The sequence below is a fragment of the Delftia sp. 11MD genome (assembly GCF_050907895.1).
GTDB classification, from domain to species: domain Bacteria; phylum Pseudomonadota; class Gammaproteobacteria; order Burkholderiales; family Burkholderiaceae_C; genus Comamonas; species Comamonas tsuruhatensis.
Map to the genome: position 1 here is coordinate 4,683,879 of NZ_CP194333.1, position 20,550 is coordinate 4,704,428.

Genomic DNA, 20,550 nt, shown 5'->3' on the forward strand with positions numbered 1-20,550 from the left:
TTTAGATGACCTTGGCTTCGTTCTTGAGCTTGCTGACCAGGGTCGCCACATCGGGCACCTTCACGCCAGCGCCGCGCTTGGCGGGCTCGGCCACCTTGAGCGTCTTCAGGCGCGGGGCGACATCGACGCCCAGCTCTTCAGGCTTGACCGTGTCCAGCTGCTTTTTCTTGGCCTTCATGATGTTGGGCAGCGTGACGTAGCGCGGCTCGTTCAGGCGCAGGTCGGTGGTGATGACGGCCGGCAGGCTCAGGGCCAGGGTTTCCAGGCCGCCGTCCACTTCACGCGTGACATTCACCTTGTCGCCAGCGACTTCGACCTTGGAGGCGAAGGTGGCTTGCGGCAGGTCGGCCAGGGCCGCCAGCATCTGGCCGGTCTGGTTGGCATCGTCGTCGATGGCCTGCTTGCCCAGGATGATCAGGCCGGGCTGCTCCTTGTCCACCAGGGCCTTGAGCAGCTTGGCGACGGCCAGGGGCTGCAGTTCCTCGGTGGTCTCCACCAGGATGCCGCGGTCGGCACCGATGGCCATGGCCGTGCGCAGGGTTTCCTGGCACTGGGCCACGCCGCAGGAGACGGCGATGACTTCGGTGACCACGCCCTTTTCCTTGAGGCGAACGGCTTCTTCGACGGCGATTTCGTCAAAGGGGTTCATGCTCATCTTGACGTTGGCGATGTCCACGCCCGTGCCGTCCGACTTCACGCGGACCTTCACGTTGTAGTCCACCACGCGCTTGACCGGGACCAAAACCTTCATTGCAGCGGCTCCTGATTGATTGATAGATTGACGTTTACGTAAACCGAAATCATTGTATGCGGCGCTGCAGCAGCTGAGGCAGGTTTCCCTGACGGCCGAGGGCCGCATGCGCGCTCACAAAAAAGAACGATCGTGCCATTTTAAGCACGACCATTGAGATTTCCTGCAGGGGAACAGCCTGAACTCAGGGTATGCACCTAGGAATAATCCTAGCTGCTTTTCTCTGCTGCCTGGGCCGCCACGCCCCCGCGTTCGGTGATCTGTACCACCTGCCTGGGGACCGGCAGGCTCACGCCTGCGGCACGCAGGCCGCGCAGCACGGCGAGATTGACCTCGGAGCGCACATTTCCCTGGCCATTTTGCGGGTCGTTGATGTAGTAGCTGAGACTGAACTGCAGGCCCTGCTCCACAAAGTCGACCAGAGCCACCGAAGGCGCGGGCGTCTTGAGCACGCGCGGCTGCGCGGCTGCGGCTTCGAGCAGGATGCCGCGCACCTGCTCCACATCGCTGTCCATGCCCACGACGATGTTGGTGGACAGGCCGAACTTGACGTCGAATCCGGTGAGGTTCTCCACACGCTGGGTGATCAGCGTCTCGTTGGGCACGATGGATTCGCGGCCGTTGAGCGCGCGGATGATGGTGTAGCGCGTGCGGATGTCGGTGATGCGGCCCTCGAAGCCGTCCACGCGCACGTTGTCGCCGATGCGCAGCGCACGCTCGATCAGCACCAGAAAGCCGCTGACGTAGTTGGAGGCGATCTTCTGCATGCCGAAACCCAGGCCCACGCCGATGGCGCCGCCCATGACGGACAGCGCCGTCAGGTCCACGCCCACCATGGACAGCGAGACCAGCAGGCCCACCAGGATCAGCACGCTGCGCGTGATGTTCATGGCCACCTTGCGCATGGACAGGTCGCTGACCCACTGGTTGATGACCTTCTGCTCGAACAGCGTGGACAGCCAGAGCACGGCCACCATCATCAGCCCCGCCGACAGCGTGCCCTCGATCAGGTTGAGCAGGCTGACCGGCGTCTTGCCGATGTTGAACTGCAGGGCCTCCAGCTCCTCCATGACCTGCGGCAGCAGGCCGATGCTGTGCAGCACGGCCGCGCCCCAGGCCAGCCAGGAGAAGATGCGCTCGATCAGGCGCACCACGGTGGAGTGGGGGAAGGTCCGGCTGAGCACCCGCGCCACGAAGCGGATCACCGACAGGGATACCAGCAGCGACACGGCCACGCGCAACCAGAACACCGTGGAAAACCGCGCCAGGATCTCCTGGCTGGTGAAGACCAGCACCAGCGCCAGCAGCGGGAACAGTGCGCCATCGAGCGCATGGCGGCCAATCCATACGGAGGGCTTTCCATCGTTCAGATGGCCGTAGCGCGCATGCAGGCCGCGCATGGCGCCGTAGGCCAACAGCAGGCAGCCGATGAGCACGGAGAACTCCAGCCAGGCGCTGGAGCTTTGGAAGTCGTTGATGAGCTTGTCGAAGATGTCCATGGATCAGGGCCGTTCCGCCGCAAGGGCGCAGGCCGCCATCATCGCGCAGATCCAGGACAGGCCAACCGGACCGGGGCCTACATGCAGGTCGGTCAGCGGCCCGTCTTCCAGGCCGGTTCGCGCTTGGCGGCGAAGGCCTGGGCGCCCTCCTGGGCGTCGGCATCCATCATGTTGGCGGCCATGGTCTGGCCGGCCAGCTGGTAGGCGGCCTCGATGCCCATCTCGCGCTGGCGGTAGACCAGCGCCTTGCCCATGGCCACGGCCGCGCGGGGCTTGCTGACGATGGACTGCACGAAGTGCTCCACCGCATCGTCCAGCGCCTCCTCGGCCACCACGCGGTTGACCAGGCCTTGCTCCAGCGCCTGCTGGGCGTCGATGAAGTCGCCCGTGAGCAGCATCTCCATGGCCTGCTTGGCCGGCACATTGCGCACCAAGGGCACGCTGGGCGTGGCACAGAACAGGCCATAGTGGATGCCACTGGTGGCAAAGCGTGCCGCCTGCGCAGCAACGGCCAGATCGCACTGGGCCACGAGCTGACAGCCCGCCGCCGTGGCAATGCCGTGCACGCGCGCAATCACGGGCACGGGCAGCCGGTGGATGGACAGCATCATGCGGCTGCACTGGGCGAACAGCTTCTGGTAGTAGTCCAGCTGCGGATAGGCCGCCATGTCCTTGAGATTGTGTCCGGCGCAAAAGGCCTTGCCGGCTGCAGCCAGCACGACCACGCGCACCGACTCGTCACGCGCCACATCGTCCAGCGCCTGCTGCAGCTGCGTGAGCATCTGCTCGCCCAGGGCATTGAAGCGCTGCGGATCGTTGAGCGTGAGCCGCACGACGCCGCGCGCGTCGCGCTGCACGTCGAGCAGGGGGCTGGCTTCAGAAGGATGGGTGCTCGCGTTCATGGTGCTCCAGATCGGATTCAGAGGTCGGCCAGCACGCGCACGTGCGCTTCCACGCTGCGCGCAAGCGGCCCCATCACGTAGCCGCCTTCCAGGCAGGAGACGATGCGCCCCTTGGAGAAGCGCCGCGCAATGTCCTTGATGCGCGAGGTGATCCAGGTGAAGTCCTGCTCGGTCATGCCCAGCTGGCCCATGTCGTCCTCGCGGTGGGCGTCGAAGCCGGCGCTGATGAAGATCAGCTCGGGCTTGAAGGCCTCCAGTCGCGGGATCCACATCATCTCGACGATCTCGCGGATGTCCATGCCCTTGGTATAGGCGGCCACCGGCACGTTGACCATGTTGGCGGCCGGGTGCTGGTCGCCGCTGAAGGGATAGAAGGGGTGCTGGAAGATGCCGCACATGAGCACGCGGTCGTCGCCGGAGAGGATGTCCTCCGTGCCATTGCCGTGGTGCACGTCGAAATCGATCACGGCCACGCGCTTGAGGTGGTGGCGGCTGAGCGCGTACTTCACGCCCACGGCCACGTTGTTGAAGAAGCAAAAGCCCATGGCCTGGTGGCGGGTGGCATGGTGGCCGGGAGGGCGCACGGCGCAAAAGGCGTTCTCCAGCTCGCCGGCCATCACCGCATCGGTGGCCGCCAGCGCGGCACCGGCCGCATGCAGCGCGGCCGAGAAGGTGTGGCTGTTGATGGAGGTGTCGGTGTCAATCTGGGAGTACTCGGGGCCGCCGGCCTGCTGCTCCTCGATGAGGCGCTGGGTCAGGCCTTGCAGCGCGGCCACATGCATGCGGTCATGGGCCAGTTCGATGTCGGCCAGCGAGGCCTGGGGGGCCTCGTGCCGCTCCAGCGCATCGGCCACGCCGGTCACCAGCAGCCGGTCCTCGATGGCGTCCAGCCGGGCCGGGCACTCTGGGTGCCCCGGCCCCATCTCATGCCGCCAGCACTCCCTATGGGTGAAATAACCCGTCTTGCCCACAGTGATGTCTCCGCGATGTTTTTTTTAGGATAACGTCGCGCCATGCAAGCTACACACAAGATCAAGGCGCTTCTGGATCAGCTTAACACGGTGGTTGTAGGGAAGCCGGCTCAAGTCCGCGACAGCGTGGCCTGCCTGCTGGCGGGGGGACACCTGCTGCTGGAAGACGTTCCCGGCGTGGGCAAGACCACGCTGGCCCATGCGCTGGCGCACAGCTTCGGGCTGCAGTTCTCGCGCGTGCAGTTCACGGCCGACCTCATGCCCAGCGACCTCACCGGCGTGTCCATCTATGAGCGCAGCAGCGAGTCCTTCGTCTTCCATCCAGGTCCCGTTTTCGCCCAGGTACTGCTGGCCGACGAGATCAACCGCGCCAGCCCCAAGACACAGAGCGCCCTGCTCGAAGCCATGGAAGAGCGCCAGGTCTCGTCCGAAGGCCGCACGCACCGCCTGCCCGAGCCCTTCTTCGTGATCGCCACGCAGAACCCGCAGGAACAGCTGGGCACCTTCCCGCTGCCCGAAAGCCAGCTGGACCGCTTTCTGATGCGCATCAGCCTGGGCTATCCCGACCGCGCGGCCGAGCGCTCCCTGCTGTCCGGCAATGGCCGGCGCGCCCAGGCCGATGCACTGCTCCCGCTGCTGGCCACGGACGAGCTGCAGCAGTTGCAGGCCGCCGTGCTGCAGGTCCATGCCAGCGATGCCTTGCTCGACTATGTGCAGGACCTGCTGGAGGCGACGCGCTCGGGCCAGTGGTTCGTGCAGGGCCTGTCGCCTCGCGCGGGCATTGCGCTGCTGCGCGCGGCCAGGGCGGTGGCCCTGATGGAGGGGCGCGACTACGTGGCGCCCGACGATGTGCAGGCCATCCTGCCGCAGACGGCCGCCCACCGCCTGGTGCCCATAGGCTCCAGCGGCCGGGGTGCCGTGGAGCAGGTGCGCGCCATGCTGGACGCCGTGGCGCTGCGCTGATGCCGGCCGCTCCCGCGTCCTCGCCCGGCGCCGCCCAGCCGGGGGCATCGCTGCGCCAGCGCTGGTCTCCTGCGCGGCGCGTGCGCCAGTGGTGGCATGCCCGCCTGCCGCGCACCGACAGCCTCAGGCTGACCCAGCGCAATGTCTACATCATGCCCTCGCGCGCAGGCTGGGCCCTGGCGCTGACGCTGTGCGTGCTGCTGGTGGCGGCCATCAACTACCAGCTCAACCTGGGCTACCTGCTGACCTTTTTGCTGGCCGGAAGCGCGGCTGCGGGCATGGTGGTCGGCCACGGCAACCTGCGCGGCCTGGCAATGCACCTGGTGCCGCCGGCCGGCAGCTTTGCCGGCCAGCCCTGCCGCTTCGACGTGGTGCTGCACAACAGCCGCCGCAGCACGCGCTGGGGCATAGGCCTGGCCGTGCAGGGCGATGCCCCGGCCAACGACTGGACCTGGATCGATGTACCGGCACAGGGCAGCACCACGGCACAGTTGGCCTTCACGCCGCTGCGCCGGGGACGGCAGCCGCTGCCCACGATCACGGCGGCCACCCGCTATCCGCTGGGCACCTTCCGCGTCTGGGCGCTGTGGCGCGCACAGACGCAGGCCTGGATCTACCCGGCGCCCGAGCACAATCCGCCACCCCTTCCACCGGCCAGCGCCGATGCCGGCGGCCGCAGCGCGGCCGCCACGCGGCACGGCGACGAGTTCGACGGTGTGCGGGCCTACCGTCGCGGCGATCCGCTCAAGCTGGTGGTCTGGAAAAAGGCTGCACAGGCCTTTGCCACGGGCAGCAACCAGCTGGTGAGCCGCGACCGCCCGCTGTCCCAGCAGCACCGCCTGTGGCTGGATGCCAAGGCCACCGGCCTGGCCGACCCCGAGGCCCGCCTCAGCCGCCTGACCGCCTGGGTGCTGGCCGCGCGCCAGCAGGACCTGACCTGGGGCCTGCGCCTGCCCGACGGCCGCGAGATCGCCCCCGACCAGGGCCCGGCCCATGCCACGCTCTGCCTGGAAGCCCTGGCGGCCTGCCCATGAATCGCACGTCCATGCCCTCCTCCTTCCAAGCCATTGCGCAGCCTGCGGCCACTTGGCGCCAGCGCCTGGCCGCCCTGCCCCGCGATGCGCGCGACACCCTGTTCCTGCTGGCCGTGGTGGCCTGGGTGCTGATGCCCCAGGCCGCCCACACGCCCTGGTGGACCATGGTCTTCGTGGCCGGCCTGCTGCTGTGGCGCGCCCTGCTGGCCTGGCGCGGCCAGCCCCTGCCCGGCCGCTGGCTGCTGGGCGGACTGCTGCTGCTGGCCCTGGGCGCCACCTGGGTCTCGCACGGCACCTTTGTCGGGCGCGATGCGGGCGTGACGCTGATCGTGCTGCTGCTGGCGCTCAAGACACTGGAGCTGCGCGCCCGGCGCGACGCCATGGTGGTGTTCTTCCTGGGCTTCTTCGCGCTGCTGGCCAACTTCTTCTACTCGCAGTCCCTGCTGCTGGCCCTGGCCATGGTGCTGGGCCTGCTGGGCCTGCTCACGGCCCTGGTCAATGCCCACATGACCGCCGGCCGGCCGCCGCTGACCCAGGCGCTGCGCACGGCGGCCCTGCTGGCGCTGTGGGGCACGCCGGTGATGGTGGCGCTGTTCCTGTTCTTTCCGCGCATGGCCCCGCTGTGGGGCGTGCCGGGCAACGACCTGGCCGGCCGCAGCGGCCTGTCGGAGAACATGCGCGTGGGCTCCATGGCCTCGCTGGTGCTGGACGAAAACGTGGCCCTGCGCCTGCGTTTCGATACGCCCGATGGTGCTCCTCCGCCTGCCAACACCCTGTATTTCCGGGGACCCGTTCTGTCTCGCTTTGACGGACAGGAATGGCAGATGGACACGGAGGCCGTTCTGGAGGACGCGCAGTTGCGCGTCTCCGGCGAGGGCGTGAGCTACCAGATGACCATAGAGCCCAGCCGCCGCCCCTGGCTACCCCTGCTGGACGCCGCGGCCAGGACTCCCGAGCTCCCCCCAGGCATGGGCACCGCCCGCATGACGCCCCAGCTGCAATGGCTGACCTGGCGCCCCATCACCGACGTGGTGCGCATCAGCGCCCAAAGCCATGTGCAGTTCAGCTACGGCCCGCTCAAGCCCACGCGCGCCCTGCGCCGCTACACCCAGCTGCCCGAAGGCAGCAACCCGCGCACGCTGGAGCTGGCCCGGCAGATGCGCGCCGACCCGCAACTGGCCGATGCCGCGCCCCGCGCCTGGGTGCAGGCCGCGCTGGCGCGCCTGCGCAAGGGCGGCTACACCTACACGCTGGCGCCCGGCGTGGTGGACAGCGTGCACACGGCCGATGACTTCTGGTTCGACAGCAAAGAGGGATTCTGCGAGCACATCGCCTCCGCCTTCGCCGTGCTGATGCGCGGCATGGGCGTGCCTGCCCGCATCGTCACCGGCTACCAGGGTGGCGAGCGCAACCCGGTCGACGGCTACTGGACCGTGCGCAACGCCGACGCCCATGCCTGGACCGAGGTGTGGCTGGAGGATGAGGGCTGGGTGCGCATCGACCCCACCGGCGCCGTGGCCCCGTCGCGCGTGGGCGAGTTCCAGCGCCTGCGCGCGCCGCAGGGCGCCATCGCCGGAGCCATGGGCAACTTCGTGGGCGTGGGCATGCTGCAGCAGATGCGCGCCGTGTGGGAGGCCGTCAACAACGGATGGAACCAGTGGGTGCTGAACTACACGCAAAGCCGCCAGCTGGACCTGCTCAAGAACCTGGGCGTGCAATCGCCCTCGTGGGTGGACATGCTGCGCCTGCTGGGCGCGCTGGCCGGCGTGGCCGCGCTGGCCTGGCTGGCCTGGATGGCCCGCGCCCAGCGCACCAGCCGCGACGAATGGCTGCGCCTCATGGACAGGACCCGCGCCCGGCTGCGGCGCATCGGCCTGGACGCCGACGCCAGCCTGCCTCCACGTGCGCTGGCAGCCCAGGTCATGGACCGCTGGGGCCGGGACGATGCCAAGGCGGCCCAGGCCCTTCACGACTGGCTCCTGGGCATGGAGCGCCAGCGCTACGCACGGCCATCCCCATCCCCATCCTCATCCGCACCCGACACCCCCGGCCTGCCCGCCCTGCGACGCCAATGGCGGGCGCTGGACTGGCCACGCAATCCGCAGCCACGGCCACAAGCCGCCGCTGCCGGTCCCACGACAAGCACACCATGACCAAGCAACGACTGATCCCCTGCGCCCTGCTGCTGCTCGCGGCCGCGGCCGTGCCCTGCGGCGCGCTGGCCGGCAAGCCGGCAGCCAGCCCTGCCGCCCAAGCCACGGCCAAAACCTCGGCTAAAGCCACGACCAAGTCCACGGCCAAACCTTCCACGAAAAAGCGCACGGCCGCTGCTGCCGCCGCTACGGCCGCTGGCGGCGCCGCCGTGGCAAGGACCGTGCAGGGCAGCACGCCCTACGGCGAACGGCCTCAAGCCATGCAGATGGCCGCCGACATTGCGATGCGCCACGACCTGCCGGTGGACTGGGTGCGCGAGACCGTCGCCCAGGCCCGCTTTCTGCCCCAGGTGCCGCGCCTGATGACGCCGGCCGTCCAGGGCACGGCCAAGAACTGGGGCGTCTACCGCAGCCGCTTTGTCGAGCCCGTGCGCATACGTGCCGGGACACGCTTTTGGCAGGCCAATGCCGCTGCGCTGGCGCGTGCCGAAAAGCGGTACGGCGTGCCGGCCGAAATCATCGTCGGCATCATCGGCGTGGAGACCATCTACGGCCAGCAGATGGGCAACTTCCGCGTGATGGACGCCCTGGCCACGCTGAGCTTCGACTTCCCTGCCGCCCACCCGCGCGCTGCGGCGCGCACCGAGTACTTCCGTGGCGAGCTGGAGCAGTTCCTGCGCTTCACCCACCGTGCGGGCACGGACCCGTTCTCGCTGCGCGGCAGCTACGCAGGCGCCATGGGCATGGGCCAGTTCATGCCCAGCAGCTGGGTGAAGTGGGCCGTGGACTTTGACGGCGACGACCGCATCGACCTGTTCGGCAGCGCGGCCGATGCCATCGGCTCGGTGGCCAACTACTTTGTCGCGCATGGCTGGAAAAGCGGCATGCCCACCCACTACCCGGTGATCATGCAGGCCCAAGGCGCCGACCTGGCCGCCCTGCTGGCGCCCGACATCCTTCCCCAGTTCACGGCCGACGAGATGGCCGCACGCGGCGTGCAGGTGCCAGGCGACGGCGCCGCGCACCCGGGGCCGCTGGCCCTGGTCAAGCTGGAAAACGGCGCGCAGGGCCAGCCGCTGTACATCGCGGGCACGGAGAACTTCTATGCCATCACGCGCTACAACTGGTCCAGCTACTACGCGCTGTCCGTGATAGAGCTGGGCCAGGAAGTCGCGGCAGCCATGGGCCGCTGATCCAGGCCATCCAAACCGTCGAGGCGGTCAGGGCCGGCGCATGCGGCACATCGCGGGCTGCTCGGCACGCGCGGCCTCGATCTCTCGCACCACGCGGAAGCCGTAGCCCGAGCCTTCCACATCGAAGGGCACGCCTGGCGCCCCCTGCCTGTCCATGACGCCGACCACCAGCGCCTGCTGGAACTGGTGGTCGGCCGCGCGCATGCGGCCCCTGCGTCCGGCCAGGGTCACGTCCGCGCTTTCCAGCGCCTGCGCCACGGCAACGGTGTCCGTGCTGCCCGCGCGCGCCATGGACTGGGCCAGGGCCTCCATCATCAGCTGCATGCGCATGTGCACATAGTCATCGGCAGGCCTGGGAAAGCGCTCGCGGAATGCCTTGTAGAAGGCCTGGCTGTCGGGGCCCGGCACGTTGGGCAGCCAGTCGGCCACGGCAAGCACCTTGCCCACGCCGGCCTCGCCCAGGGCAGCGGGCGCGCCCAGCGCATTGCCGTAGAAGGTGTAGAAGCGGCCGTCAAAACCCGCCTCCCGCGCGGCCTTGACCAGCAGCATCAGATCGTTGCCCCAGTTGCCCGTGACCACGGCCTGGGCGCCGCTGGCCTTGATCTTGGCCGCATAGGGCGCAAAGTCCTTGACGCGCCCCACGGGATGCAGCTCGTCGCCCACGATGGCCACATCGGGCCGCTGCGCGGCCAGCTGGCGCCTTGCCTCGCGCAGCACGGCCTGGCCAAAGCTGTAGTCCTGCCCGATCAGGTAGGCGCTGCGCACGGACCCGTCCTCGCGCAGCACCTGCATCAGCGCGGCCATGCGCATGTCGGCATGGGCGTCGAAGCGAAAGTGCCAGAAGCTGCAGCGCTCGTTGGTGAGCGCGGGATCGACGGCCGAGTAGTTCAGGTACAGCACGCGCCGGGCCGGATCGCGCTCGTTGTGCTTGGCAATGGCGTCGACCAGCACGGCGGCCACGGCCGATGAATTGCCCTGCATGACCACGCGCGCGCCGCCGTCGATGGCTGCGCGCAGCGCAGACAGCGCCTCCTCGTTCTGGCCCTTGCTGTCATGGCGTTCGATGGCCAGGGGCCGGGCGCCGCCCTGCGCGGCCGGCAGCAGCACACCGCCGCGCGCGTTCACGCGCTCGGCGGCCCACAGCAGGTTGCGGAACACGGCCTCGCCCGTGTTGGCAAAGGGGCCGGACAGGCTTTCGATCAGCGCCAGCCGTATCGGCTCGCCGCGCTGCGGCGACACGGGCCGGTCGTGCCCGCTTGACGCCCGGGCCAGCAGCGCGGGCGCCGCAAATAGCGCCATGGCGCCGCTTTTCAAGACCTTGCGGCGCAATTTATTCATGGCTTTTTCCTCTTGAAATGCGTTCAACACCGCTTAACTAGGCTCCATGCGGCGACAACTTCGATGAAGCCGCGCAGTTTATAGGAGCCAACCCACCATGATCTTCACGCCTGTTCTCCGCCGCAACGCCTTCGCTCCCCAAGCCGCCGATCTGGCCCTGCAGCGCTTCTTGCAAGGCACCCTGGGCAACGCGGCCCCTTCGCTCTCGTCGGTGCAGGTTCAGCGCGATGAAAAGGCCACGACCTTGCAGCTGGATGTGCCCGGCCTGTCCCGCGAGCAGCTGCAGCTGAGCATCGAAGGCGCCGTGGTCCGTCTGTCCAGCGTCGAGGGCGCGCCCCGCCAGGTGCAGCGTGCCTGGGAGCTGGACCATGAAATCGACACGGCCGCCAGCAGCGCCAAGCTGGAAAACGGCGTGCTCACGCTGTCCCTGGCCCGCCTGGAACCCCAGAGCAAGGCCACCATGCTGAGCATCCAGTAAGTCCGGTCACGGCCAGCGCGTTTGTGCACCCGGGCTGTCAACCATCCTTTCTTCCATCCTCTTGGCAAGGTGACAGCCCGTTTCCAGAGCCCGGCCCGCGCCGGGCTTTTTTTGCGCCCGCCGTGCAGGCCGGGCACGCGGCCCAGGACCATCAGGCCAGCGAATCGAGCGGCCAGCGCGGCTTGACGTCGAACGCGTAGTGCCTGTTCGCCATTTCGCGGCCTGCCTGCAGGCGCATGGCGGCGGCCATGGCGATCATGGCGCCGTTGTCGGTGCACAGGTGCAGCTCGGGGTAGTGCACGCGCAGCTTGCGCTTGGCACAGGCCGCATCCAGCTGGGCGCGCAGCAGACGGTTGGCGCCCACGCCGCCGGCCACGACCACGCGCTTCATGCCGGTCTGCTGCAGCGCCGCCAGCGTCTTCTTGACCAGCACCTCGACGATGGCCGCCTGCGTGCTGGCGGCCAGGTCGGCCTTGCGCGCCTCAAGGTCATCGCCCAGCTTCTTCGCCTGGGTCAGCACGGCCGTCTTCAGGCCGGCGAACGAGAAGTCCAGGTCGCCCGAATGCAGCAGCGGCCGGGGCAGCTTGAAGGCCTGCGCGTCCCCGCCCTCGGCCAGGCGCGAGAGCACGGGGCCGCCCGGATAGGGCAGGCCCATGAGCTTGGCCGATTTGTCGAAGGCCTCGCCGGCCGCGTCGTCGATGGTCTCGCCCAGGATGGCGTAGCTGCCCACGCCGTCCACGCGCATCAGCTGCGTGTGGCCGCCCGAGACCAGCAGGGCCACGAAGGGGAATTCGGGGGGATCGGCGCTCAGGAAGGGCGACAGCAGGTGGCCTTCCAGGTGGTGCACGCCCAGCACGGGCTTGTCCAGCGCCGCAGCCATGGCGCAGGCCACGCCCGCGCCCACCAGCAGCGCGCCGGCCAGGCCGGGGCCGCGCGTGAAGGCGATCACATCGACCTGGTCCAGCGTGCGGCCGGACTCGCCCAGCACGCTTTCGGTCAGCGGCAGCACGCGGCGGATGTGGTCGCGGCTGGCCAGCTCCGGCACCACGCCGCCATAGGCGCGGTGCATGTCGATCTGGCTGTGCAGCGCATGGGACAGCAGCCTGGGCACGCCCGTGCCATCGGGGGCCTCGACCAGGGCCACGCCGGTTTCATCGCAGGAGGATTCGATCCCCAGAATCAGCAAACTCATGGGACTGAAGTGTAGAACCTGCGGGCGCGGCGCACGGCCGCCCGCGTCAATGGCCCCTGGCCGGCGGGCAGTTGCGGGGCCGGCGGGCCGCTACAGGTTGTCCAGGTATGACGAGCGCGAGAACTGCACGGGCTCGATGCCGTCGGAGGTCCAGATTTCGCTGGCGATCAGCGCCTGGGCGTTCATGGGGCGAGCGAAGTAAAAGCCCTGCAGCTCGTCGCAGCCCAGCGTCTGAAGCACTTCGCGCTGCTGCTGGTCGGTCACGCCTTCGGCCACCACGCGCAGCTCCAGCGCATGGGCCAGGCGCACGATGGCATCGACCACGGCCCGCGCGTCGCTCTTGATGGCCACGTCCCGCACGAAGCTGCGGTCGATCTTGACCTCGTCGGCGCCCAGCTGGCGCAGCAGGGCCAGGCTGGAGTAGCCGGTGCCGAAGTCGTCGATGGAAATCTGCACGCCCATGCCCGTCAACTCGGCAATCACGGCCATGGTGGTCTTGTCGTCCTCCATGGCCACGGACTCGGTGATCTCGAAGACCAACTGCTCGGGCCGAATGCGGTGCCGCTCGATCGCTTCGCCGATGTACTGCGCCAGCCGCGTCTGAAAGAGCTGATAGCCCGAGATATTGATGGAGACGCGCATGAAGCGCCGCTGGCGCGTCCACTGGGCAGTCTGGCGGCAGGCCTCGTCGATGACCCAGTCGCCGATCTCGCTGATCAGGCCGAAGCGCTCGGCCAGCGGAATGAACACGCGGGGGCTGATGAGGCCGAATCGGGGATGGTTCCATCGAACCAGCGCCTCCACGCTGCGGATGCGGCCCGTGCGGGCATCAATCTTGGGCTGGTAGAACAGCACCAGCTGCTGGCTTGCGACGGCGCGGCGCAGGGCTTGCTGCAGGTCGAACTGCACGGCCACATCCTTGCGCATGCTTTCCTTGAAGATAGCGCAGGAATTCCCGCCGGCGCGCTTGGCCGTGTACATGGCGAGGTCGGCCGCCGCCATGAGCTTTTCCTTCTGGCCATGATCGGGATAGATGGCCACGCCGACGGAGCTGCCGATGGAGATGGACTTTCCCGGCAGATCGAAGGGCTGACCCAAAACCTTCTGCACCCGGCCGGCCATGGCCACGGCATCGTCCTCCGATGCCAGGCAGCCCAGCAGCAGCACGAACTCATCGCCCCCCACGCGCGCCAGCGTGTCCGACTTGCGCGTCATACGGTTCAGGCGCACGGCCACCTGGCACAGCAGCGCGTCACCTGCGGCATGGCCCTCCACGTCGTTGATGGGCTTGAATCCGTCCAGATCGATGTACAGCAGGCCCACGCGCACCGGCCCGCCGGGCCCTGGCTGCTCCACCGAGCTGTCGGCGCGCGCAATCGCCCGGCCAAGCCGGTACTCGAGCAGCGCCCGGTTGGCCGTGCCGGTCAGCGGGTCCCTGAAGGCGATGCGCTTGAGCTTCACATTGGCGCGCAGCAGCTTTTCATTGGTCTGCTGCAGCGATTGCGTCAGGCGCTGAGCCTTCTCGCGCAGGCGCACATGGACCACCAGCGAAACCAGCAGGAATATCAGAACGGGAATGGCGCCCCACAGGCCGAAAGCGCTCCACCCCGCGGCCCAGCTTCCCTGGCCATCGGATGGCGCCGATGCGGCCAGGAGCTCGCCCCCCGCCAGTGCCCGGCACTGCGCCAGGCCCAGCAGCAGCGCAGCCAGGGACGGGCCACGCCGGCGCACAACAGTCCGCCCCAACACCGCCTGGGTCATGAACCGCCAGCGCACGGGGGACATCCGATCTTCTCGTGATATTGCAAGCTCATGCTGATTCAGCCTCGCTGCCGCATTGCGCAGCCCGATCTTGTGGATGGCTATGCCATGGTTGTCGTGTGTGCCGGAAAGCCGGGCTTTTTCCTGCAGGGCGCCCGGCAAATACTCGACACATTCACGCGTCCAAATTTGTATCGACGATTCCAAAACGTTAGAAAAATTCTATCAAACCCTGCGCCTTGCTTCTACTTCTCCTTTTGCGCCACGGCAGGCCCGGCATGGGAATTGCATCAATGCAGGCAGACAGGACCCGTCCCCCATGAAAACCGCTCTCAACTTTCTTGTGGCCGCGCGCCAGTGCGAAATCGGCGAGCTGGAGCAACTGCAGCGCACCAGCGCACTGGTGGATCTGCTCAGCCGCCTCATCCATGCGCTGCAAAAGGAGCGCGGCCTGTCCAACGTCTTTCTGGCCAGCGCGGGCGCGCATGGCGGCGAGGCACGGCTGGCGCAGATGGCCGAGTGCGACCGGATTGCCGCGGCGGCGCTTGACGGCTTCGACGGGCTGGACATGCAGCCCGGCCAAACAGACTCCACGGGGCACCCCGGCCATGGCGCGCGGCTGTTCAGCCGCATCGCCCATGTGCTGCAGTGCTTGGACGCCCTGCCTGCGCTGCGCGAGCGCGTCGCCAGCCACGACCTGTCGCCGGAGGCGGCCACCGCCATCTACATCGAGCTGGTGGCAGGCCTGCTGGCCGTGGTGTTCGAGGCGGCCGACAGCGCACCCGAGCCCGGTATCTCGCGCCTGCTGGTGGCCTTGTTCAACTTCATGCAGGGCAAGGAATTCGCGGGCCAGGAGCGTGCCACGGGCGTGGCCGCCTTTGGTGCGGGCGTCAGCGATGCGCCGCGCCAGCAGCACTGGCTGCACCTGATCGCCTCGCAGGAGCGCTGCTTTCAGGTCTTTGCGGAGTTTGCGCCGCCCCATTCCCTGGCCCTGTGGCAAGAAAGCAGCGCGGCCGACGCCACGCTGGCCGTGATCGAACGCCTGCGCCGCGTGGGCTGCACGGCCGCGCCGGGCACTCCCCTGGCGCCAGAGATGGCCGAGCCCTGGTTCGACAGCTGCTCGCGGCGCATGGATGCGCTGCACACCGTCGAGGCCCGCCTGACGGCCGAGCTGCAGCAGCAGTGCCAGCGCTGCATTGTCGATGCGCGCGCCGCCCTGCAGACGCTGCTGCAGGCGCCGCAGGCAATGGAGATCACGCCCGTCTCCGCCACGCTGGCGCTGGGCGGGCTGCAGCCCCCGGCCGCGCGTCTGGGCCCGCAGCTGGACCGATCCGTGATGGACCTGGTGCAGGACCAGTCCCAGCGGCTGCAGGCCATGCAGGCCGAGCTGGAGACCGTGCGCGCCACGCTCACGGAACGCAAGCTGCTGGAGCGCGCCAAGGGCCTGTTGATGACACGGCGCCAGCTCAGCGAAGGCGAGGCCCACAAGCTGCTGCGCCAGACCGCCATGAACCAGAACCGCCGCCTGGCCGAAGTGGCGCAGGCCGTGCTTTCCATGGCCGATCTGCTGCCGCCCGCCCCATGAACCCGTGCCGCTGCGCGCCATGTTGCAGCGCAGCACCGACTTGGTGCAGTGTTGCGGCAAGTCGCGCACCAGAAGGTGGCCCGGCGCGGACGGCAAGGCAGGTGGAGTGCATGGTCCCCCTTGAACGCCGCCTGGCACGGTTTCTGCATTGACTCTGGCAAATCCCGGCCAAAGGCGGCCGGGAACCCGGTCTTGATTCAGGGCCCCAGGACAACGGCGTCACTCTCCCCGCGCAGCGCGGCCGGAGAGGACGCCGTTTTGCTTGGGACATGCCGGTTTGCAAGTGTTCCATTCCCGACGATCGAAGGAGTTCCGCCATGGCGTCCACGCCCCAGCCCACCACAGGCCCTCTCACCTCCGGCCCGGCACTGCCCCGGCGCGATTTTCTGCGCCAGGCCGGCACGCTGGCAGGCGGCGCGGCGCTCTACACCCAGCTGGGCCACCACGGCGCCTGGGCGGCAGGCTCGGATGCGCCCGAGAAAAAGGAAGTGCGCATCGGCTTCATTCCGCTGACCGATTGCGCCAGCGTGGTCATGGCCTCGGTGCTGGGGATCGACCAGAAGTACGGCGTCAGGATCATTCCCTCCAAGGAAGCGAGCTGGGCCAGCGTGCGCGACAAGCTGGCCAATGGCGAACTGGACTTTGCCCATGTGCTGTACGGCCTGGTCTACGGCATGCACCTGGGCGTGGGCGGCGCCAGGAAGGACATGGCCGTGCTGATGACGCTCAACCACAACGGCCAGGCCATCACGCTGTCCAAGAAGCTGGCCGACAAGGGCGCCGTCAACGGTGCAGGCCTGGCCAAGCTGATGGCCAGCGAAAAGCGCGAATACACCTTTGCCCAGACCTTTCCCACGGGCACGCATGCCATGTGGCTGTACTACTGGCTGGCGGCCAACGGCATCCACCCGCTCAAGGATGCCAAGGTCATCACCGTGCCGCCGCCGCAGATGGTGGCCAACATGCGCGTGGGCAACATGGACGGCTTCTGCGTGGGCGAGCCCTGGAACCACCGCGCCATCATGGACGGCATCGGCGTCACGGCCACCACCTCCCAGGCCATCTGGCAGGACCATCCCGAGAAGGTGCTGGGCACCACGGCCGAATTTGCCCGCCAGAACCCCAATACGGCACGCGCCGTGACGGCCGCCATCATCGAGGCCGGCCGCTGGATCGACGAGAGCCTGGCCAACAAGACCCGCATGGCCGACACCATTGCCGGCAAGGCCTATGTGAACACCGGCGTGGACGCCATCAACCAGCGCATCCTGGGCCGCTACCAGGACGGCATGGGCAAGACCTGGGACGACCCCCACCACATGAAGTTCTATGGCGACGGCAGCGTGGGCTATCCCTATCTGTCCGACGGCATGTGGTTCCTCACCCAGCACAAGCGCTGGGGCCTGCTCAAGGAGCACCCCGACTACCTGGGCGTGGCCCGCTCCATCAACCGCCTGGACATCTACCAGCAGGCCGCCACCGCCGCCAAGGCCCCGCTGCCCAAGGGCGAGATGCGCAGCAGCAAGCTGATGGACGGCACGGTCTGGGACGGCAAGGACCCGCGCAAGTACGCGGACAGCTTCGCCATCAAGGCCTGAGAGATCCCCTTTGAAGACCCATCCCACCGAGGAACACACCATGGTCAGCGCCGTCTTCCACTTCCCGGCAGAGTCCTCCACCGCCGCCGCCCCGCCTGCGCCGGTTTCCCCCACCGCTGCATCCCCGGTCCCGGCCATGCAGGCTGCACCGGCAACGCCCAGGACTCCCGCCCCTGCGCGCGACTGGGCGGCGCTGTCGCGCGCCTTCTGGCTGGCCGTGCTGCCGCCGCTGTGCGGCCTCGGCCTGCTCGTGGGCGTGTGGTCCCTGGTGGCCGCGGGCTCCGGCCAGAGCATTCCGGGGCCCCTGGCGACCTGGCAGCAGGCGGTGGAGATTTTCAGCGACCCGTTCTACCGCAACGGCCCCAATGACCAGGGCGTGGGCTGGAACGTGCTCGCTTCGCTGCAGCGCGTGGCCGTGGGCTTCGGCCTGGCGGCCCTGGTCGGCATTCCGGCCGGCTTCGTGATCGGGCGCTTCAACTTCCTGTCGCGCATGTTCAACCCGCTGATCAGCCTGCTGCGCCCGGTGTCGCCGCTGGCCTGGCTGCCCATAGGCCTGCTGGTCTTCAAGGGCGCCAACCCGGCGGCCATCTGGACCATCTTCATCTGCTCGATCTGGCCCATGCTCATCAACACCGCCGTGGGCGTGCAGCGCGTGCCCCAGGACTACATGAACGTGGCGCGCGTGCTCAACCTCAGCGAGTGGAAGATCGCCACCACCATCCTGTTCCCCGCCGTGCTGCCCTACATGCTGACCGGCGTGCGCCTGGCCGTGGGCACGGCCTGGCTGGTCATCGTCGCGGCCGAGATGCTCACCGGCGGTGTGGGCATCGGCTTCTGGGTCTGGGACGAGTGGAACAACCTCAACGTCAAGAACATCATCATCGCGATCTTCGTGATCGGCATCGTGGGCCTGCTGCTGGAGATGGCCCTGGTCAAGCTGGCAACGGCATTTACGTTCGAAGAGGTGAAGGCATGAATGCATCGTCCAAGTTCATCGAGATCCAGGGCGTGGAGCAGAGCTTCAAGACCGCCAAGGGCCTGTTTCCAGCACTGCGCAATATCGACCTGACCATTGCGCGGGGCGAATTCGTCTCGCTGATCGGCCACTCGGGCTGCGGCAAGTCCACCCTGCTGAACCTGATCGCGGGCCTGACCACGCCCACCACGGGCGTGCTGCTGTGCGCCAACAAGGAGATCAAGGGCCCCGGACCCGAGCGCGCCGTGGTCTTTCAGAACCACTCGCTGCTGCCCTGGCTGACCTGCGAGGGCAACATCCACCTGGCCGTGGAGCGCGTCTATGGCCGCACGGAAAGCCGCGCCCAGCTCAAGGCCCGCACCCTGGCCGCGCTGGAACTGGTGGGCCTGGCCCATGCCGCGCACAAGCGGCCCGGCGAGATATCGGGCGGCATGAAGCAGCGCGTGGGCATTGCGCGCGCGCTGTCGATGGAGCCGCAGGTGCTGCTGATGGACGAGCCCTTCGGCGCGCTCGATGCGCTCACGCGCGCCAAGCTGCAGGACGAGCTGCTGGAGATCGTGGCGCGCACGCAAAGCACCGTGGTCATGGTCACGCACGATGTGGACGAGGCCGTGCTGCTGTCCGACAAGATCGTGATGATGACCAACGGCCCGGCCGCCACCATCGGCGAGGTGCTGCAGGTCGGCCTGGCCCGCCCGCGCAACCGCGTGGCGCTGGCCGAGGACGACCTCTACCGCCAGTGCCGCAAGGCCGTGATCGATTTCCTCTACACACGCCAGGGGCATGTGGAAAAGGCGGCCTGAACCTTCGCAGGTCCTGCCGCCTTCGAGACCCTGCCCATGGCGGGCAGGCCGAGCCCCGGCTCAGTGCCGGCCCGAGATGTAGTGCTCCAGCTGCTCGATGATGAACTTCTGCTCGGAGATGATGTCCTTGACCAGGTCTCCGATGGAGATCAGGCCCAGCAGCTTGCCACCTTCGTCCACCACGGGCAGGTGGCGCAGCCGGTTCTCGGTCATCACCGCCATGCACTCCTGCGTGGTCTGGGTGGGGCCGACGAACAGCACGTCGCGCGTCATCACGTCGCGCACCAGGGTGGCGCCGGAGGTGCGCCCCAGCAGCGCGATCTTGCGCGCGTAGTCGCGCTCGGTGACGATGCCGGCGATCTCGCTGCCCTCCATCACGAGCAGGGCGCCAATGCCCTTGTCGGCCATGAGCCGCAGCGCGTCGAGCACGGAATCGGTAGGCGCGATGCTGTACACCGCGCTGGTGGCCTTGGACTTGAGAATGTCTGCAACTGCTGTCATGGGTGCCTTTCAGTCGTTCGCCAATTCGGTTCTAGTGTCATCCGAACTGCGCCCAAAAAGCAACAGGGCCAGCGCGTGTATGCACACGCACCGGCCCTGCCCGATTCAGTGAATGCGGCCCTTCAGCGGCGGCCGCCCAGCAGGCTGCCACCAATCTTCATCAGATCGCTGAGACCTACCTGGCCGTCGCCATCCTGATCGAGCAGGCTGCCCAACAAACCACCACCCAGACCGCCCTGCTGCTGCGCCTGCGCATGCTCGCGGCCCAGCACCTGGCCCAGGCCGCCGGCATCCATGCCGCCTGCGCTCACGCGCTGTGCAAGAAAGGACATGACGATGGGGGCCAGCAGCTGCAGCAGCTGGGCCGCGCCGCCGCTGCCCAGGCCCGTGGCCTGGCCCAGTCCGTCCTGTGCGCGCTGCTGGTTGCCGCCCAGGATATGGCCCAGGATGGCTGCGCCGTCGAGCCCGCCGCCCGCATTGCCGCCTGCGCCTGCGCCGCCGCCCAGCAGCGAGCCCAGCAGGCCTCCCAGATCCAGCCCGCCGGCGCCACCGCTGGCCGCGCCGTGGTCGCGCTGCAGCGCGCCGAAGAGATTGGCCGCGCCCTGCGGATCGGCCGCATTGCGGCCCAGCGAGCCCAGCAGCACGGGAAGGGCCGCGCCCACGGCACTTTCGGTCTGAGCGGGGCTGGCGCCGATCTGGTCTGCCATCTGCTGCATGGGCGCGCCCTGCAGTTGGGCCATCAGTTCCGCGGCCAGGGAAGAGCTGGAGTTCATGGTCGTTCCTTCATCCGGTCGCCCGGTCAACACAAAGTCACATGGTAGCGCCGGCCGGCGCAGCGGGAATGACGGCGCA

The 20,550-nt window shown here is 68.2% G+C and carries 18 protein-coding genes; 9 read left to right on the forward strand and 9 right to left on the reverse strand.

All coding sequences use genetic code 11. From position 1 onward, the window contains the following. Window position 1: 1 nt before the first annotated feature. The 4 genes from ACRSCF_RS21510 to ACRSCF_RS21525 form a co-directional block, all read right to left on the reverse strand. Window positions 2-751: an electron transfer flavoprotein subunit beta/FixA family protein gene (locus tag ACRSCF_RS21510; protein ID WP_046239651.1), complete on the reverse strand. Its 750-nt coding sequence runs from the start codon at window positions 749-751 to the stop codon at window positions 2-4. A 209-nt stretch (window positions 752-960) separates the two neighbouring features. Further along, entirely contained in the window at window positions 961-2,250 is a 1,290-nt protein-coding gene (locus ACRSCF_RS21515) for a mechanosensitive ion channel family protein (protein ID WP_034367659.1), read from the reverse strand. Window positions 2,251-2,342: 92 nt separating this feature from the next. Further along, complete coding sequence (locus tag ACRSCF_RS21520) at window positions 2,343-3,152, reverse strand: enoyl-CoA hydratase (RefSeq protein ID WP_034367662.1); 810 nt, start codon at window positions 3,150-3,152, stop codon at window positions 2,343-2,345. A 17-nt stretch (window positions 3,153-3,169) separates the two neighbouring features. After that, the gene (locus ACRSCF_RS21525; RefSeq protein WP_017406772.1) at window positions 3,170-4,075 is read right to left on the reverse strand and encodes a histone deacetylase family protein; all 906 of its coding nucleotides are present in this window, start codon (window positions 4,073-4,075) and stop codon (window positions 3,170-3,172) included. 90 nt (window positions 4,076-4,165) lie between these two features. Between ACRSCF_RS21525 and ACRSCF_RS21530 the strand changes: the two genes are divergently transcribed. Genes ACRSCF_RS21530 through mltB form a run of 4 tightly spaced genes read left to right on the forward strand, consistent with a single transcriptional unit; the run spans window position 4,166 to window position 9,466 of the window. Next, a complete protein-coding gene (locus tag ACRSCF_RS21530; protein ID WP_016449706.1) occupies window positions 4,166-5,086 on the forward strand; it encodes an AAA family ATPase in 921 nt (306 codons plus the stop codon). Continuing rightward, window positions 5,086-6,120, forward strand: coding sequence for a DUF58 domain-containing protein (locus tag ACRSCF_RS21535; protein WP_016453787.1), 1,035 nt, complete (start codon window positions 5,086-5,088; stop codon window positions 6,118-6,120). The genes ACRSCF_RS21530 and ACRSCF_RS21535 overlap by 1 nt, the downstream gene beginning before the upstream one ends. Further along, on the forward strand, window positions 6,117-8,273 hold the full coding sequence (locus ACRSCF_RS21540) for a transglutaminaseTgpA domain-containing protein (RefSeq protein WP_244386564.1): 2,157 nt from the start codon (window positions 6,117-6,119) through the stop codon (window positions 8,271-8,273). Before ACRSCF_RS21535 ends, ACRSCF_RS21540 begins: the two co-directional genes overlap by 4 nt. After that, entirely contained in the window at window positions 8,270-9,466 is a 1,197-nt protein-coding gene (gene mltB / locus ACRSCF_RS21545; RefSeq protein ID WP_244386566.1) for a lytic murein transglycosylase B, read from the forward strand. Before ACRSCF_RS21540 ends, mltB begins: the two co-directional genes overlap by 4 nt. A 27-nt stretch (window positions 9,467-9,493) precedes the next feature. Here mltB and ACRSCF_RS21550 read toward each other — a convergent pair whose 3' ends face one another. Next, a complete protein-coding gene (locus ACRSCF_RS21550) occupies window positions 9,494-10,804 on the reverse strand; it encodes a branched-chain amino acid ABC transporter substrate-binding protein (RefSeq protein ID WP_244386568.1) in 1,311 nt (436 codons plus the stop codon). A gap of 97 nt (window positions 10,805-10,901) precedes the next feature. Between ACRSCF_RS21550 and ACRSCF_RS21555 the strand changes: the two genes are divergently transcribed. After that, window positions 10,902-11,282 (forward strand): Hsp20/alpha crystallin family protein, encoded by a 381-nt coding sequence (locus ACRSCF_RS21555; protein ID WP_016449711.1) that lies wholly within the window; start codon window positions 10,902-10,904, stop codon window positions 11,280-11,282. A 151-nt stretch (window positions 11,283-11,433) separates the two neighbouring features. Here the strand turns inward: ACRSCF_RS21555 and tsaD are convergent, their stop codons facing one another. Both tsaD and ACRSCF_RS21565 read right to left on the reverse strand, forming a co-directional pair. After that, the gene (gene tsaD, locus ACRSCF_RS21560; protein ID WP_016449712.1) at window positions 11,434-12,474 is read right to left on the reverse strand and encodes a tRNA (adenosine(37)-N6)-threonylcarbamoyltransferase complex transferase subunit TsaD; all 1,041 of its coding nucleotides are present in this window, start codon (window positions 12,472-12,474) and stop codon (window positions 11,434-11,436) included. A gap of 90 nt (window positions 12,475-12,564) precedes the next feature. Further along, a complete protein-coding gene (locus ACRSCF_RS21565) occupies window positions 12,565-14,259 on the reverse strand; it encodes a putative bifunctional diguanylate cyclase/phosphodiesterase (protein WP_034367665.1) in 1,695 nt (564 codons plus the stop codon). 295 nt (window positions 14,260-14,554) lie between these two features. Here ACRSCF_RS21565 and ACRSCF_RS21570 point away from each other — a divergent pair, with 295 nt between their 5' ends. The 4 genes from ACRSCF_RS21570 (at window position 14,555) to ACRSCF_RS21585 (ending at window position 19,197) form a co-directional block, all read left to right on the forward strand. Beyond that, on the forward strand, window positions 14,555-15,820 hold the full coding sequence (locus ACRSCF_RS21570) for a nitrate regulatory protein (RefSeq protein WP_034367668.1): 1,266 nt from the start codon (window positions 14,555-14,557) through the stop codon (window positions 15,818-15,820). 317 nt (window positions 15,821-16,137) lie between these two features. Then, complete coding sequence (locus ACRSCF_RS21575) at window positions 16,138-17,418, forward strand: CmpA/NrtA family ABC transporter substrate-binding protein (RefSeq protein ID WP_034367671.1); 1,281 nt, start codon at window positions 16,138-16,140, stop codon at window positions 17,416-17,418. Between the two features lie 40 nt (window positions 17,419-17,458). Then, window positions 17,459-18,394, forward strand: coding sequence for a nitrate ABC transporter permease (gene ntrB, locus ACRSCF_RS21580; RefSeq protein ID WP_034367678.1), 936 nt, complete (start codon window positions 17,459-17,461; stop codon window positions 18,392-18,394). Beyond that, window positions 18,391-19,197, forward strand: coding sequence for an ABC transporter ATP-binding protein (locus tag ACRSCF_RS21585; protein ID WP_017407363.1), 807 nt, complete (start codon window positions 18,391-18,393; stop codon window positions 19,195-19,197). Before ntrB ends, ACRSCF_RS21585 begins: the two co-directional genes overlap by 4 nt. 60 nt (window positions 19,198-19,257) lie before the next feature. Here ACRSCF_RS21585 and ACRSCF_RS21590 read toward each other — a convergent pair whose 3' ends face one another. Then, window positions 19,258-19,698, reverse strand: a complete 441-nt coding sequence (locus ACRSCF_RS21590; protein WP_016449718.1) for a CBS domain-containing protein — start codon at window positions 19,696-19,698, stop codon at window positions 19,258-19,260. A 122-nt stretch (window positions 19,699-19,820) separates the two neighbouring features. Continuing rightward, complete coding sequence (locus ACRSCF_RS21595; RefSeq protein ID WP_016449719.1) at window positions 19,821-20,471, reverse strand: DUF937 domain-containing protein; 651 nt, start codon at window positions 20,469-20,471, stop codon at window positions 19,821-19,823. Window positions 20,472-20,550: the final 79 nt, after the last annotated feature.